Consider the following 13,837-nt stretch of genomic DNA (forward strand, 5'->3'; position numbering starts at 1 on the left):
GATAGCGCGCCGCACCGGCGCGATTCGTCTTACAGACTCCCTGCCGTGCGGCTGGATCTCCCTGCCGAGGTCAGCGCGCGGCTGCTTTTTCTGCCATCGATGCTTTCCAGACGCATCTGGAACGGCGGGAACGGCATATCGATACCGTGTTCGCGATAGCCGGCCAGAATCAGCTGGTGTAGCTCGTGGCGCAGCGGCATACGATGCCCCATCTCGGCGGCGTAGATACGCAGCTCGAAAATCTGAATCCCCTGCTGCAGGTCGACGAGGAACGCTTCCGGCGCTGGCGTGTCTATCACCAGCGAACAGCGGTGGGCGGCGGCTATCAGGATCTGCGTGACTTCTTCCGTACTCGCATCTGCCGGTGCCGGGATGGTTAACACCACGCGGGTGACCGAGTCAGAGAGCGACCAGTTGATAAACTGCTCGGTGATAAAGGCCTTGTTAGGCACGATAATTTCTTTACGGTCCCAGTCGCTGATGGTGGTTGCCCGGGTATTGATGCGGGTGACGCTGCCGGTCAGATCGCGGATCGTCACCGTATCGCCAATACGTATCGGCTTTTCAAACAGGATGATCAGGCCGGAGATAAAGTTGGCGAAGATTTCCTGGAGACCAAAGCCCAGCCCCACGCCGAGCGCGGCGACCAGCCACTGCAGCTTCGCCCATTCAATCCCAATCATCGAGAAGCCCATCAGGCCGCCAATCAGCATCAGCAGATATTTGGTAATGGTGGTGATGGCATACCCGGTCCCCGGGGTGAGATCGAGGTGTTGCAGGATAGCCAGCTCCAGCAGCGCCGGGAGGTTTCGCACCAGCTGGGTGGTGATAATCAGCACCAGGATGGCAATCAGCACGGCGCCGAGGGTAATCGGCTCCAGACTTTCAACGCCCTGCACCGTCGAGGTGACGTCCCACAACGAGATATTTTCGAGGAAACCGAAGGCGGAGTGAATTTCTGACCACAGGACGATCACCGAGACCAGCGCGACCAGCATCAGCAGCGAACGGACCAGGCGCAGGGACTGCGTACTGATAGCATCAAGATCGACTTCGCTCACTTCGATTTCCGCAGAACCTTCCGGGCTGCTGGAATGCACCACGTCATCTTCACCGCGAGCGCGCTGGGCAAGGATTTCCGCCCGGCGATGTTTGGCGCGATCGAAGGCCAGCCGGCGGCGCTGAATCAGCATCCAGCGGCGAATGATGTGGTAGACCACCAGCAGCAGGAACCAGATAGCAACGGAGGTTTCCAGCCTGGCCAGCAGCGCCTGAGCGGTGGCCAGATAGCCGATCGCCGCCGCCAGCATGGCGATTAACGGCGCGCCGAGCAGCAGGTTCCACAGCATGCGGTTAACCATATTATCGCCGCTGCCGCTTTTATCGAGATACAGCGGGATGCCGGCATGCTTCAGGCTCAGGGTGACCAGCGCCAGTGCCCCGCAAATCAGCAGGAAGCACAGACGGCCGAGCGAAGCGGAAAACTCGCGGTCGTTGAGATTATCAAACATGATCAGCGCGATAATCAGCGGGACGATCAGGCCGATGCTCATCAGGTAGTAGCGCATGGCTTTGCTGACGCGACTGCGCGGCCAGCCGAAATGCGCGATAAACAGGCCGTTTGGACGCGCGAAGGTGGCGCAAACCATCACCACCCACAGCAGCGGCACCGTGGCGGTGACGCTTTCGCCGATCGCGACCGCCAGCGGGTAGGGCCATGCCGATTGCAGACCGTAGCCCAGCGTCATCCACAGCACGGGGAGGGGAGAGGCCACCAGAATCGACCAGAACACCGTGCGCAGCGTGAGCCAGAAATGATCCTGCGTCACTTTACCGACGCGGGCGCTGGAGCGTTCGAGGAAGCGGGTAAAGTGGCGGCGCGAGCTGATGCTGAAGCCGACCAGGATTAGCGCGCCAAACAGCGGCAGCAGCGTCTCCTTGCTGGTTAACATCATGGCGCTGGCCTTGCCCAGCTGGCTTATCGTATCGAGAGAGACCAGACGGCGCAGATTATGGACGATATCCAGCGGCCATGAAAAATCAATCGGGCTGACATCCGACGTCCAGAACAGATAGCGGTGGGTTGCTTCGTTGATCTCTTTCAGCGCGTCTTCAAGCTGGCCGTTGGAGACTTTCAGCTTGGTCAGTTCCAGGATCAGCGTATCGCCGCCCTGCAGCAGCGAATTAAGCAACTCAGTTTGCGTGCGCAGCTGCGCTTCCAGAATGCGGTTTTGTTCGCTGGTGAGTGGTTCGCCGTCCGCCTGGTGAATCAGGCGTAGCTGCGGCTGGTTGCCAAGCAGATCCTCATAATGCAGACGCTGCACCCGCAGCTGCGCCATCTCGGTATCCAGCTGCTGCGGTTTCGGTATTTCCGGCAGACGGGCCACCTGGGCGCGCAGGGCTTCGCCCAGCAGATTGGAGGAGCCCAGCCACTGCGACTGCTCGCGCAAGGTATTCAGCGCCTGGCGCACCTGCAGCGTCTGGTTGGCCGCCTGACGCTGCTGCGAAGCTACCAGATCCATACGCTGGGCCTGCTGGTTCAGCGCCTGCGAGAGTTCGCGGTTGACTTTAAACTGGGCCACCAGCTCCGGCGGCAGGTTTTCACTGTTCTCCGCCAGCAGCTCGGTGCTTTCCAGCGCTTTTTCCGCTTCACGCTGACGCTGGCTATTAAGCTGATTACGCAGCGCCTGCAGATAGCCGTCGAGCAGCTTGCCCTGCTTCTGCGCCAGATCGCCGCGCATCCGCGACAGCTCCTGACGATTATTCGCTGACAGTTGGGCCAGATCCAGCTCGTTGACCAGCGCTTTCAGGCGCGCAGATTCCGCCTGCAGACCCAGATTCTGGGCCTGTGCCAGCGGCGTATTGCTGGTTTGCGCGCCGACGCGGCGCTCAACCTCATTGAGCTGGCGACGCGCGTCGCTCTGCTGCTGCGGAAGCTGGTTAAGCGAATCGGCGATATCGCGGGCGCGTTCTTGCTCCTGCTGGGCCTGGCGACTGGCTTCGAGCAGTTGACTGCTGACCTGCAGGATTTCCTGGTTCAGCGCATCCGTGGAGAGGCTGGTTGAGACCTGACGCGGTTCATCGGCCAGGTTATTGATTTGCGAACGCAGGGTCTGGAACAGCTTGGGGAAGTTATCAATAACCTGCTGATACTGGCGCGCGCGCTCAAGGGAGGCGCTGCGTTCCTCAAGCGCGTTCAGCGCAGATTGTAACGCTTCAACGGTACCAGGCTGAGCGGGTTTTGCCGCCTTCGCCTGTTCCAGTTCCTGAGCGATCTGTTTCGCATCGGGGGCTGTCGCTGCGTACGCCCCCAGACTGAGGCTCCAGGCCAGCAGGAAAATATATATCAGGCGCACGGCGTAACCTTTTTTTGTCAGCAATTAACCTTCGTCTTGCGTCGCGTCGCTCAGTGGGCTGACGTCGTCTGCGCTCGCGGACATGGTCTCTACGGCCGTCGCCAGCGGCTGGCCGAGTCGGGTAGCGGAGAGGCTGTGCAGCTGTTCAACCAGTTGCACTGTGCCCGGGGCAAACAGGTTGATTACCGTCGAACCGAGCTTAAAGCGGCCCATCTCCTGGCCTTTCAGCAGCGCGACGGAACCTTCGCTGTCGCCCGCCGGCCAGGTCCAGCGTTTGATGACGCCTTCACGCGGCGGGGTCACCGTACCGGACCACACGGTTTCAATGCTGCCAACAATTGTCGCCCCCACCAGAATTTGCACCATCGGGCCAAACTCAGTATCAAACAGGCAGATGACGCGCTCGTTACGGGCAAACAGATTCGGAACGTTCTGTGCGGTCAGGTGGTTAACGGAGAACAGATCCCCCGGAACGTAGATCATTTCACGCAGGATACCGTTGCACGGCATGTGCACGCGGTGGTAGTCACGCGGCGACAGGTAGGTGGTGGCGAAGGTGCCGTTGCGGAACAGATCGGCCATCTGGTAGTTCCCCGCCAGCAGCGCTTCCAGCGTGTAGTTGTGGCCTTTGGCCTGCAAAATTTTGTCGTCTTCGATAGCGCCCAGCTGGCTGATAACGCCATCGGCAGGCATGACCAGCACGTTAGGGTCCGTGTTCAACGGACGGGCATCTTCGCGCAGCGGGCGCACGAAGAAATCGTTAAAGGTACGGTAGCTGGCGGTATCGGGCTTTTGCGCCTCTTTCATATCGACCTTGTAGCATTTCACGAACAGATCGATGACCAGCTTTGTCAGCCAACCCGCCCGTTTGCTCGCACCCCAGCCTGCGAGGCGGGTGAGCCACAGTTTAGGCAGAATGTATTGCAGTGAAAGTTTAAGATCGTTTAACAAGGTAGCCTCCAGGCCATGATTTGTCGTTCCTGACCCCGTCAACGTGCGGGGCCCTGAAAAAAGGGGACGATTCTAACGATGCTCAGCTTAAATGTCAGTCATCGGATGATGAAAAGCTTTTACGCGTTTTTACCTGCACCTGAGTCATGCTTTCCAGAATACGGTGATAGTTTGCAAAACGGCTCTCGGCGATGTGGCCATTTTCTACCGCTTCACGAATGGCGCAGCCCGGATCGGTATCATGCTTGCAGTCGCGATATTTACAACGGCCTAAATAATCATGGAATTCGACAAAGCCGCGGGTAATTTGTTCCGCTTCCAGGTGCCACAGGCCGAATTCGCGAACGCCAGGGGAGTCAATGACATCGCCGCCGTGCGGGAAGTGATAGAGGCGCGCGGCGGTGGTGGTGTGCTGGCCCAGTCCTGAGTTGTCAGACACGTCATTGGTCAGGATCTGATCTTCATGCAGACCCAGCAGCGCGTTCAGCAGACTGGATTTCCCCACCCCGGACTGCCCGGCAAAGATACTGATACGGTCGGTGAGCGCTTCCTCAAGCGGCTTGAGGCCATCCTGAGTACGGCTGGAAACCATCAGTACGCGATAGCCGATGCCGCGGTAGATATCCATCTGCTCGTTCACGAAGGCCATGCCGTCGGCATCCAGCAGGTCGGTCTTATTGAGCACAATCAGCGGTTCAACGTCCAGCGTCTCGCAGGCGACCAGATAGCGGTCGATAATGTTCAGAGACAGCTCGGGCAGGATCGCGGAAACAATCACTATCTGATCGATATTGGCGGCGATAGGCTTAACGCCATCGTAAAAGTCCGGACGAGTCAGGACGGAAGTCCGCTCGTGTACCGCTTCGACAATCCCTTTCACATTGACGCCGTCGGCGGCATCTTTACCGGGTCTCCAGACGACGCGATCGCCGGTGACCAGCGAACGGATCGTGCGGCGAATGTTGCAGCGGTGAACGCTGCCATCGGCGGATTCGACATCGGCATGCATGCCAAAGCGGCTGATGACGATCCCTTCAGAGGTTTCACCAAACAGGTTGTCATCGTAATCGGCCTTCTCCGAAGTCGTTTTCAGGCGGCGCTGGTGGTTGGCCTTCACGCGGCGCTGTTGGCCTTTGGAGAGTTTATTTTTACTCAATCGAACTGGCTCCTGGTCGCCCTGAGTGGGCAAAACCTCTATGATACACGCTATCTAAGATGAATATCGACCCGTCATCTTGCAAGATGCTGGTACGTTGTTTTGCCTGCATCCTGAAGTTTTACGGGCCAGAATTGTAAAATTATGGGTGGAAAATAGCATGAGTGCAGATGAAAACAACCTGATTTGGATCGATCTCGAAATGACCGGGCTGGATCCTGAGCGCGATCGCATTATTGAAATCGCCACTCTGGTGACCGATGCGCACCTGAATATTCTGGCGGAAGGGCCGACGATTGCGGTTCACCAGTCCGATGCGCAGCTGGCGCTGATGGATGAGTGGAACGTGCGCACGCATACCGGAAGCGGACTGGTTGAACGCGTTAAGGCCAGCACCCAGGGCGATCGCGAAGCGGAACTGGCGACGATTGAATTCCTCAAGCAGTGGGTTCCTGCGGGGAAATCACCGATTTGCGGGAATAGCATTGGTCAGGATCGCCGCTTCCTGTTCAAATATATGCCGGAGCTGGAAGCGTATTTCCACTACCGCTACCTTGACGTCAGCACGCTGAAAGAGCTGGCGCGCCGCTGGAAGCCGGAAATCCTTAGTGGTTTTAAAAAGCAGGGTACCCATCAGGCGATGGATGATATCCGCGAGTCGGTAGCGGAGCTGGCCTACTATCGCGAGAACTTTATCAAGCTGTAATACCGGCACCGGGGTCCAATGGCCCCGGCGTCGCTAGCTTATTTAAACCACCTCTGTTCCATCGCCTGGAAGTCAGGCGATGCCTTAACCACCTCCAGCGCAGCGTTCATGGCATTGAGCAGCTCCGGATCGTCTTTACGTACCGCAATGGCATATTGCTTGCCGTAGTATTTCGGGTCGGTCGCGCGTTCATCCATCATGGCGTAATCCGGATTATCCTGCAGCCACGGGGCGAGGGTCGTCTGGTCGCCCATCACGGCATTCACGCTCCCGTCTTTCAACGCGGCCAATGCGCTGGCGTCATTGTCGTACCCGATGACGTTGACCCTTTTTTGTGTATCGTGCAGATAGTGCTGGTGGACAGTACCTTTCACGACGCCGAGTTTCTTGCCCTGCAGATCGGCGAAGCGATGGGCCGCCCCTTTTGCCGTCACCACCACGCCGGAGAGCGTCTGACGATAGGGCTGGGTAAAGGCGACCTGCTTTTCGCGCATGGGAATAACTTCAATGCCGGCAATGATGGCATCGAATTTTTTAAAACGCAGCGCGGGAATCAGGGTATTGAAGTCCTGAGGGGTAAATTTGCATTCGGCCTGAATCTGTTTGCACAGCGCTTTGGCCAGATCGATATCAAATCCCGAGGGCTGGTTTTTCGCATTCACGGTTTCAAAGGGCGGATTGGCCGTCGTGGTGCCGAAATGTAGCGTCGTCGCGGATGCTGCCCCTGCAGCAAGCAGCGTGGTCAGCAGCAGGACGGAAAGCGCTCTTGTCATCTGAATTTCCCTGTATGTCATGGTTATTGACCGTTAGCGGGTAGCGGACCCGCAAATCTGAGCGATTTTGCGCCTTTCGCCCGGCTGGAAAAAGTTATTTTGCCTTGTCAGATGCTTATTTGTACAATTTGGCAGTGTGTCTGGCGATAAAATGTCCATTCAGACAAAAAACGCAAAAAAGTGTTCGCTGGGGGGTTGCAGGTAAATCGAATTCTCGTATAATGCGCCTCCCGTGACGAAGCAGAAATGCACATCACGACGCCATAAAAATATGGCAAGAAGTACGCGGGAATAGCTCAGTTGGTAGAGCACGACCTTGCCAAGGTCGGGGTCGCGAGTTCGAGTCTCGTTTCCCGCTCCAAAATTTGAAAGCACCATACCCAAGCGGGAATAGCTCAGTTGGTAGAGCACGACCTTGCCAAGGTCGGGGTCGCGAGTTCGAGTCTCGTTTCCCGCTCCAAAATTTGAAAGTCACCACACCCAAGCGGGAATAGCTCAGTTGGTAGAGCACGACCTTGCCAAGGTCGGGGTCGCGAGTTCGAGTCTCGTTTCCCGCTCCAGATTTACTTCCATAAAATTCCACACAATCCATAGGCCACTGGAAACAGAGCATAACGCCTCTTTTCATCCATGCTGCGTCGACTAAAAACCCCTGTTCCTGTGATATTTACTATCCATTTTTAAGCTCATCAACACCGATGCGTCGGCACCGCCTGCGTGAAACAGGATGGCATGCGAACGATAGCCTTGACCGTTACGCCTCGTTCGGAATCGTGGATGGCCTGATTGATCTGTTCGAACGGGTAGAACGTCACCAGCTTATCGAACGGAAAACGCCCCTGGCGGTAAAGATCGATCAGGCGAGGGATAAGGACGTCCGGGGTACTTTCGCCCTCAACGATGCCCCGCACGCTGCGACCTGCCGACATCAGCCGGGTCAGGTCTAAGGTGACTTCCTGGTTTGATGCGCCGACAATGCCGCAGACTCCACGCGGAGCCAGTGATTCGACGGCCTGGCGTACGACAAGCGCGTTGCCGGTGGTATCCAGCGCATAATCCACACCGTAGCCGGTAATGGCGCGGATCTCTTCATCGGCATCCTTGTCACCGCCGTTGATCGTGTGGGTCGCCCCCAGTTCCCTCGCTAAGGCGAGACGGCTGTCATGCCGGTCTACAGCGATGATTGTGCCTGCGCCAACCAGCCGACAGGCCATAATCGCACTTAAACCGACGGAACCGACGCCGAACACCGCAATGCGTTCTCCGGCCTGAGGGCGCAATACATTGAGGATTGAACCGGCACCCGTCTGAATCCCACAGGCCAGGGGACCAAGGAGTTCCAGCGGCACATCGGCGGGGACCTTGACGATATTGCGCTCATCGCAGATGGCGAATGTCGCGAAGGAAGATTGACCAAAGAAATTTCCGTGTATCTTCTCGCCTGCGGCCGACAGAGTCGTGCTGCCATCCGGGCGGACGGCGAAGAAGTTCCGTGGAAAGAACTGGTGACAATAGGCCGCGGCATGATCCAGACAACTCGGGCAGTGACCGCAGGAAGCAAAGGTCATGACGACCGGATCGCCGGGCGCGACTTTGCTCACCGCGCTGCCGGTCTTCTCGACAATGCCGGCGCCCTCATGACCGAGGACCACCGGGAAGGGGACCGGTAATTGCCGATCGCGAGCGACCAGATCGGTATGGCAAACGCCAGTGGCCACCACTCGTACGAGGATCTCATTGGCGCGAGGCTCGTCGATAGAGAGGGTTTCCAGCGACAGTTCGCCACCCGGCATGCGGGCGACGGCAGCAAGGATGTCAGGCATAAACATGTCTCCTGGTTCAGGTCAGAACGGATATTGTGGGATCTGGTCCTGGATCGTGACCCATTGCCAGTGGGTATAGAGATCAAGATCCGAGCTCCCGCCGACGCTGGTACCATTACCGGAGGCACCGCTGCCGCCGAAAGGGTTAACCACTTCGTCAACAACGGTCTGGTCGTTGATATGCAGCAAGCCGGTATTCAGACGTTCGCTCAGCGCCAGAGCACGCCCGACCGAGCCGGAAAGAATGCCGACGGACAGACCATATTCAGTGTCATTGGCCAGCGCGATGGCCTCCTCATCGGTATCAAACGGGATAACGCTGACGACAGGCCCAAACACCTCTTCCTGATAGGCCCGCATGCCGGGAGCCACTCCCGACAACACCGTTGGCAGGTAAAATAAGCCTTCATACGTGCCGCCCGCCTCAACCACCGCCCCCTGCGCGACAGAATCACGAACCACCTCAACCACATGTTCGAGCTGACGTTTATCGATGACTGGGCCGAGCGCAGCCTGGCTTGTCGCAGGATCGCCAACGGATAATCGACAGGCTTTTTCGACCAGGCGACGGGTGAGTTCAGCAACCAGCGAGCGCTGTACAAGGACGCGACCGGTAGCCATACAGATCTGCCCTTGATGGAACCATCCGCCAAACGCCACCGCTGATGCCGCGCGATCGATATCCGCATCATCAAGAACAATCAGCGAATTTTTCCCCCCCAGCTCCAGCGAAACCTTCTTCAGGTGGCGACCGGCGAGTTCACCGATCTTGCGTCCTGCCGCCGTTGAACCGGTAAAGGCAATCATCGGGACCCCAGGGGCCTCCACAAGCGCTTGTCCGGCATCGGCTGCGCCGGGCAGCATATGCAGCAGCCCTTTGGGCAGTCCGGCCTGCTCCAGCGCAGCGGCGATCGCGACGCCGCCGCTGAAGGGGGTGCGGGGGTCCGGTTTGAGAATCACCGCGTTGCCAAGCGCCAGCGCTGGCGCGACGGAGCGTAGACCCAATACCAGCGGGAAGTTGAAAGGTGAGATCACGCCAACCACGCCAAGCGGCAGGCGTCGCGCGAGACTCAGCCGCCCCGATCGGCTCGGTAGGACCTCCCCTGATGGCTGCAGCGGAATGGCGGCCGCTTTCTGGAACTGGACGATGGCTTCGGCAACCTCCAGCTGACCCTTGGCGAAAACCCCGCCGGTCTCCCGCGCAATTAAGGCGGCAATTTCCGCGCGTTCGGCGTCGAGGGCCTGGGCGGCACGCAGCATGACCGCCGCGCGTTCACGCGGCGGTGTGGCCGCCCAGTCTCGTTGCGCCGCGCGAGCCGCGATAACGGCAGTTGCGACCTCTTCGGCCCCGGCGCGTCCGACAACATGCAGAGGCTGTCCGGTAGCGGGCTCTTGCACCTGCAGCGTACCGGACCCTGAGGCAATCCACTCGCCGTTGAAAAGGCATCCGTTCCAGCGGGCAACATTAACGATGGTAAGGGCGTGCTGATTCATGCTGATAGCTCCAGTTTTAAACAGGTGGCCAGTAACCCTTCCAGACGGGAAGCCTCTGTCCACGGATCGTATGATTGACCTGTATGCGCCGATCGCAGCGCCATTTTTTAAAAGGTATGAATGTACTGCACGTTCAGGCTGCTACCCGCGCTGGCGTTTTTGACCTCTATAGGGAAATACAGATTGACGTTAAGGAGATCACCGCTCTTCCACTTCCACGACGCCCCCGGCCCCAGGTAGAACCCGCTCTGGCGCGTTCCCTGCACGCGCTGACCGTTGGTTCGGTCATCGTGTAATTGTCTGAGGTAGTAACCGTTTATCCCCAGGCGTACGTCGGGAATGATCTCGCGGGAGGCGGCGAAGTTGACCCATGCCGCGTCGCCGGCCTGACCGTTGTGAAAGCGAAATCCGTTGAGTTCCGGTACATTCGCGGCCTTGCTGGTACGGAAATTGTAGATGTAGTTGAGACGGGTACTCAGTTCCCACTCCGGTGTGGGCAGTACGGTCATGGCCCACACTGCCGATGCCGACCACTGTCCGGAACTCTGGTTGAGGTTGCGGCTACGATCGAAGCTACCGACCGGCGCAATAGCGCTGAGTTCGAAACGCTGTGAAAACACCGGTCTTCCGTCGCGCATCACCGGTAACATCTGAATGTAAGGGCCGAAAGTGAAGTCTCCGACCCCGAAACCGTTATCGCTGAGCTTCGCCGGACTGTCATGGGCAAATGAACTGTCCAGATTCACCAGGGTGCCGATCATATTCAGACCGAGCACTCCGCCGAAGACTTTGCGATCGCTGGCGTAGATGAACTGGACCTGACCTGCCGTGACGTCGATCCGGGGATCGCGAAACGCGGGAGAGTCTTTGCCATCGCGGTCTTTGATCGCATTCGCATGGGTATGCCGCAGGTAAAGGGCCATTCCCCAGCCAGGCGTTGTGCGGGTGAAGCCATCCAGAAAACTGGTCCCTCCTGTGTTGATACCCGTCGGCATGGAGACGGACTGCGGGACGTCCTGGGCAAGCGCCGGGCAGGACGCCAGCGCCAGCGCTGACGGTAACCAGACATGCGGGTGAGGTATCATGGACCGTATCGAGCGGCGGCAGGCTGCTTGTTGCATGACAGAATCCTCCTGAGGCGTGGTGGCCGATCTGGTGTCGGCGTCAATGTTCCGCGTTGCGGAACAATTCTCTGAGCCGCGCTCTCTGTAGTTTTCCGGTCGCCGTGCGCGGGAGTTCGGCTACGATCTGGATATATCGGGGGATCTTGTAGCGGGCCAGACGTGCGCTCAGAAACGCTCGCACCTCGTCTTCCCGTAATTCGGACTGTGCGGCAACGACCGCCAGATACCCGGCCTCTCCCCACTGGGGATCGGGTACGCCGACGACCGCGCATTGGGCGATAGCCGGGTATTGTGCCAGTACCCTCTCGATTTCGGCCGGGTAGACGTTTTCTCCGCCGGAGATGTACATGTCCTTCTTGCGATCGACAATCCAGAAAAAGCCCTCTTCATCGCACAGAACAACGTCGCCAGTGGCAAACCAGCCATGGGCATCAAACGCCCTGTCGGTGGCTTGCGCATCCCGCCAGTAACCGGAAAAAAGATTAGGACCGCGTAGCCATAATTCGCCGGGCGTTCCGGGCGGGCAGTCATGCCCGTCAATGTCGACAATACGCGTCTGAACAGTCGGTCCTGGCAAGCCGACGGATCCAGGGCGGGTGCGAATGACCTCTTTCTCGACCGACATGCCGAATACCGTTCCGGCTTCACTCATGCCAAAGCCGGGTACCATTGCTACGCCGTCGTCCAGCCAGGCAACGAGGCTGTTGACCGGGTGGGGGGCGCCACCGGTCACCACAGCCGTCAGGCGGCGTAATGGGGCCGGGTCGAACTGGGGCTGGCTGCGGAATGCCTCCATCATTTGTGGGACGCCAACATAATGACTGACAGCAAGCTGCGGGTCCGACAGCCAGTTCAGGGTCCGTTCCGGCTCGAATCCATCTGACACAAGGATGGAACCGCCATGCATAAGCGCGGATCGGATATTGATGACCAGGCCAATGACGTGGAACATCGGGGCATCGCATAAAAAGCAGCTATCGGGCCCTACCCGGGTACAGGCGCTGAAATTGATCGCGCTCTGCCGTAGATTGTCTTCGGTCAGCATTACGCCCTTAGGCTGGCCTGATGTCCCGGAAGTAAACAGCAGCACGCTGAGGCGATCGGGCCCGGACGCAAAGCCCTGCGCTAAGGGCGCTCGTAAGCTGGCTTCGCGCACGAAACTGTCCAGCGCAATGGCGGCGGGAAAGCGTGCAGCCATGCCGTCACCCAGCAGCAGCCGGGGTTCAGCAAGCGCTATCAGCGACTGGAGTTCGCTATCGTTGAGTCGCCAGTTCAGCGGGGCATAGATGGCCCCGACACGCGAACAGGCAAAGTGGAGGGCGACCAGTGAAACGGAATTCCGCGCCAGAACCGCCACCCGATCGCCGGGCTGGCAACCCCGTTCACGCAGTTGCGCTGCCAGCAGATCGGTGAGGCCATTGAGGTCAGCATAGGTCCATGTTTGTCCAGTGCTTAGATCGCGCGCTGCCAACCGGGTCGGGGAGAGGCGCGCATGTAGCGAAATTGAATCATCGGGTAGAAACATGGTGCTGAGATCCTCATTATTGAACCACAGACATGGACTGGCGACGCGTCGCCAGGCTTCTGCACCCGCAGGTTTCTGGACACCTGCGGTAGACGGTATTACCCCGGTTTGTTTCTGCTCACGTCGTAGCCGCCGAGCCCCGGCTTGTAACTCTTCTCATCAATGAACTGGCGAATACCTTCCTTGCGGCCATCAGGGTCGAAGCTGTTGGCCGCTTCCTGCAGGCGAACCAGGTAGTCTTCCGCCTCGTCGTAGGTCATGGCACCGACGCGGCGTACCGCATCCTTGGCGTACTTGAGTGTGATCGGGTTTTTCTTCAACAGCAGTTCGGCAACCTCGCGGGTACGTTCCTTCAGCTGTTCCAGCGGTACGCTTTCATTGACCAATCGCCATTCGGCCGCCTTCCTGCCGTCGATTCGTTCTCCTGTGAGGGTCAACCACATCGCGTCGCGAAACGGGAGCAGTTCTACCGCGACTTTGGTGACGCCACCGCCGGGCAAAATTCCCCAGTTGATTTCCGATAAGCCGAACTGGGCTTCATCGGCCGCGATGGCAAGGTCGCATGCGAACAGGGGACCAAAGCCGCCGCCGAAGCACCAGCCGTTAACCATCGCGATGGTCGGTTTCTGAAACCAACGCAGACGGCGGAACCAGCCGTAGGACTCACGCTGGGACTGCCGGGTGCCGCGCAGCCCCTGAGCTTCGGTTTCCCTGAAGTACTCCTTCAGATCCATTCCCGCAGACCAGGCCGACCCCTCACCACCGAGTACAAGCACCCCGATCCGATCGTCGAATTCAATTTCATCAAGTACTTCCATCATGCGGCGGTTGAGCGTTGGACTCATGGCATTGCGCTTGTCGGGGCGGGCGAAATCGACCCAGGCGATACGATCTTCGATACGGACCGACACGACATCTTTCTCGTTCAT

General features: G+C 58.6%; 10 protein-coding genes and 3 tRNA genes. 4 read left to right on the forward strand and 9 right to left on the reverse strand.

The window, feature by feature from the left end; all coding sequences use genetic code 11:
- Nucleotides 1-29: 29 nt before the first annotated feature.
- From mscM to rsgA, 3 genes are all read right to left on the reverse strand, one after another.
- Nucleotides 30-3,356, reverse strand: a complete 3,327-nt coding sequence (gene mscM / locus FNY10_RS16290; RefSeq protein ID WP_131049384.1) for a miniconductance mechanosensitive channel MscM — start codon at nucleotides 3,354-3,356, stop codon at nucleotides 30-32.
- A gap of 24 nt (nucleotides 3,357-3,380) precedes the next feature.
- Nucleotides 3,381-4,307: an archaetidylserine decarboxylase gene (asd, locus tag FNY10_RS16295; protein WP_131049385.1), complete on the reverse strand. Its 927-nt coding sequence runs from the start codon at nucleotides 4,305-4,307 to the stop codon at nucleotides 3,381-3,383.
- 94 nt (nucleotides 4,308-4,401) lie between these two features.
- A complete protein-coding gene (gene rsgA / locus FNY10_RS16300) occupies nucleotides 4,402-5,463 on the reverse strand; it encodes a small ribosomal subunit biogenesis GTPase RsgA (RefSeq protein WP_100685745.1) in 1,062 nt (353 codons plus the stop codon).
- A 160-nt stretch (nucleotides 5,464-5,623) separates the two neighbouring features.
- On the opposite strand from rsgA, the gene orn reads away from it, so the two are divergent.
- Complete coding sequence (gene orn / locus FNY10_RS16305; RefSeq protein WP_100685744.1) at nucleotides 5,624-6,169, forward strand: oligoribonuclease; 546 nt, start codon at nucleotides 5,624-5,626, stop codon at nucleotides 6,167-6,169.
- A 38-nt stretch (nucleotides 6,170-6,207) separates the two neighbouring features.
- Here the strand turns inward: orn and FNY10_RS16310 are convergent, their stop codons facing one another.
- Nucleotides 6,208-6,942 (reverse strand): transporter substrate-binding domain-containing protein, encoded by a 735-nt coding sequence (locus FNY10_RS16310; protein WP_160702513.1) that lies wholly within the window; start codon nucleotides 6,940-6,942, stop codon nucleotides 6,208-6,210.
- 285 nt (nucleotides 6,943-7,227) lie between these two features.
- Here FNY10_RS16310 and FNY10_RS16315 point away from each other — a divergent pair.
- The 3 genes from FNY10_RS16315 (at nucleotide 7,228) to FNY10_RS16325 (ending at nucleotide 7,502) form a co-directional block, all read left to right on the forward strand.
- Nucleotides 7,228-7,303, forward strand: a tRNA-Gly gene (locus FNY10_RS16315).
- A gap of 23 nt (nucleotides 7,304-7,326) precedes the next feature.
- Nucleotides 7,327-7,402 (forward strand) — tRNA-Gly (locus tag FNY10_RS16320).
- Nucleotides 7,403-7,426: 24 nt separating this feature from the next.
- Nucleotides 7,427-7,502: transfer RNA gene (locus FNY10_RS16325), tRNA-Gly, on the forward strand.
- Between the two features lie 129 nt (nucleotides 7,503-7,631).
- On the opposite strand, the gene FNY10_RS16330 is transcribed toward FNY10_RS16325, so the two are convergent.
- The 5 genes from FNY10_RS16330 to FNY10_RS16350 all read right to left on the reverse strand — a co-directional run bounded on the left by FNY10_RS16330 (nucleotide 7,632) and on the right by FNY10_RS16350 (nucleotide 13,837).
- Entirely contained in the window at nucleotides 7,632-8,765 is a 1,134-nt protein-coding gene (locus tag FNY10_RS16330) for a zinc-binding dehydrogenase (protein ID WP_160702511.1), read from the reverse strand.
- 21 nt (nucleotides 8,766-8,786) lie between these two features.
- Nucleotides 8,787-10,259, reverse strand: a complete 1,473-nt coding sequence (locus FNY10_RS16335) for a benzaldehyde dehydrogenase (protein WP_160702509.1) — start codon at nucleotides 10,257-10,259, stop codon at nucleotides 8,787-8,789.
- A 107-nt stretch (nucleotides 10,260-10,366) separates the two neighbouring features.
- A complete protein-coding gene (locus FNY10_RS16340; RefSeq protein WP_131049388.1) occupies nucleotides 10,367-11,380 on the reverse strand; it encodes a SphA family protein in 1,014 nt (337 codons plus the stop codon).
- 43 nt (nucleotides 11,381-11,423) lie between these two features.
- Nucleotides 11,424-12,908 carry an AMP-binding protein gene (locus FNY10_RS16345; RefSeq protein ID WP_160702507.1) on the reverse strand — a complete coding sequence of 495 codons (1,485 nt, stop codon included), beginning with the start codon at nucleotides 12,906-12,908 and terminating at the stop codon, nucleotides 11,424-11,426.
- Between the two features lie 98 nt (nucleotides 12,909-13,006).
- A complete protein-coding gene (locus FNY10_RS16350) occupies nucleotides 13,007-13,837 on the reverse strand; it encodes a p-hydroxycinnamoyl CoA hydratase/lyase (protein WP_100685549.1) in 831 nt (276 codons plus the stop codon).

This window comes from Klebsiella sp. Lac1, assembly GCF_009825425.1.
Taxonomy (GTDB): domain Bacteria; phylum Pseudomonadota; class Gammaproteobacteria; order Enterobacterales; family Enterobacteriaceae; genus Klebsiella; species Klebsiella electrica.

What these genes read in the sequence shown, in the direction of transcription:
- orn (WP_100685744.1), top strand. Translation starts at nt 5,624, where the DNA reads ATGAGTGCAGATGAAAACAACCTGATTTGGATCGATCTCGAAATGACC.
- FNY10_RS16340 (WP_131049388.1), bottom strand. Translation starts at nt 11,380, where the DNA reads ATGCAACAAGCAGCCTGCCGCCGCTCGATACGGTCCATGATACCTCAC.
- FNY10_RS16350 (WP_100685549.1), bottom strand. Translation starts at nt 13,837, where the DNA reads ATGAACGAGAAAGATGTCGTGTCGGTCCGTATCGAAGATCGTATCGCC.
- FNY10_RS16335 (WP_160702509.1), bottom strand. Translation starts at nt 10,259, where the DNA reads ATGAATCAGCACGCCCTTACCATCGTTAATGTTGCCCGCTGGAACGGA.
- FNY10_RS16330 (WP_160702511.1), bottom strand. Translation starts at nt 8,765, where the DNA reads ATGCCTGACATCCTTGCTGCCGTCGCCCGCATGCCGGGTGGCGAACTG.
- FNY10_RS16345 (WP_160702507.1), bottom strand. Translation starts at nt 12,908, where the DNA reads ATGTTTCTACCCGATGATTCAATTTCGCTACATGCGCGCCTCTCCCCG.
- FNY10_RS16310 (WP_160702513.1), bottom strand. Translation starts at nt 6,942, where the DNA reads ATGACAAGAGCGCTTTCCGTCCTGCTGCTGACCACGCTGCTTGCTGCA.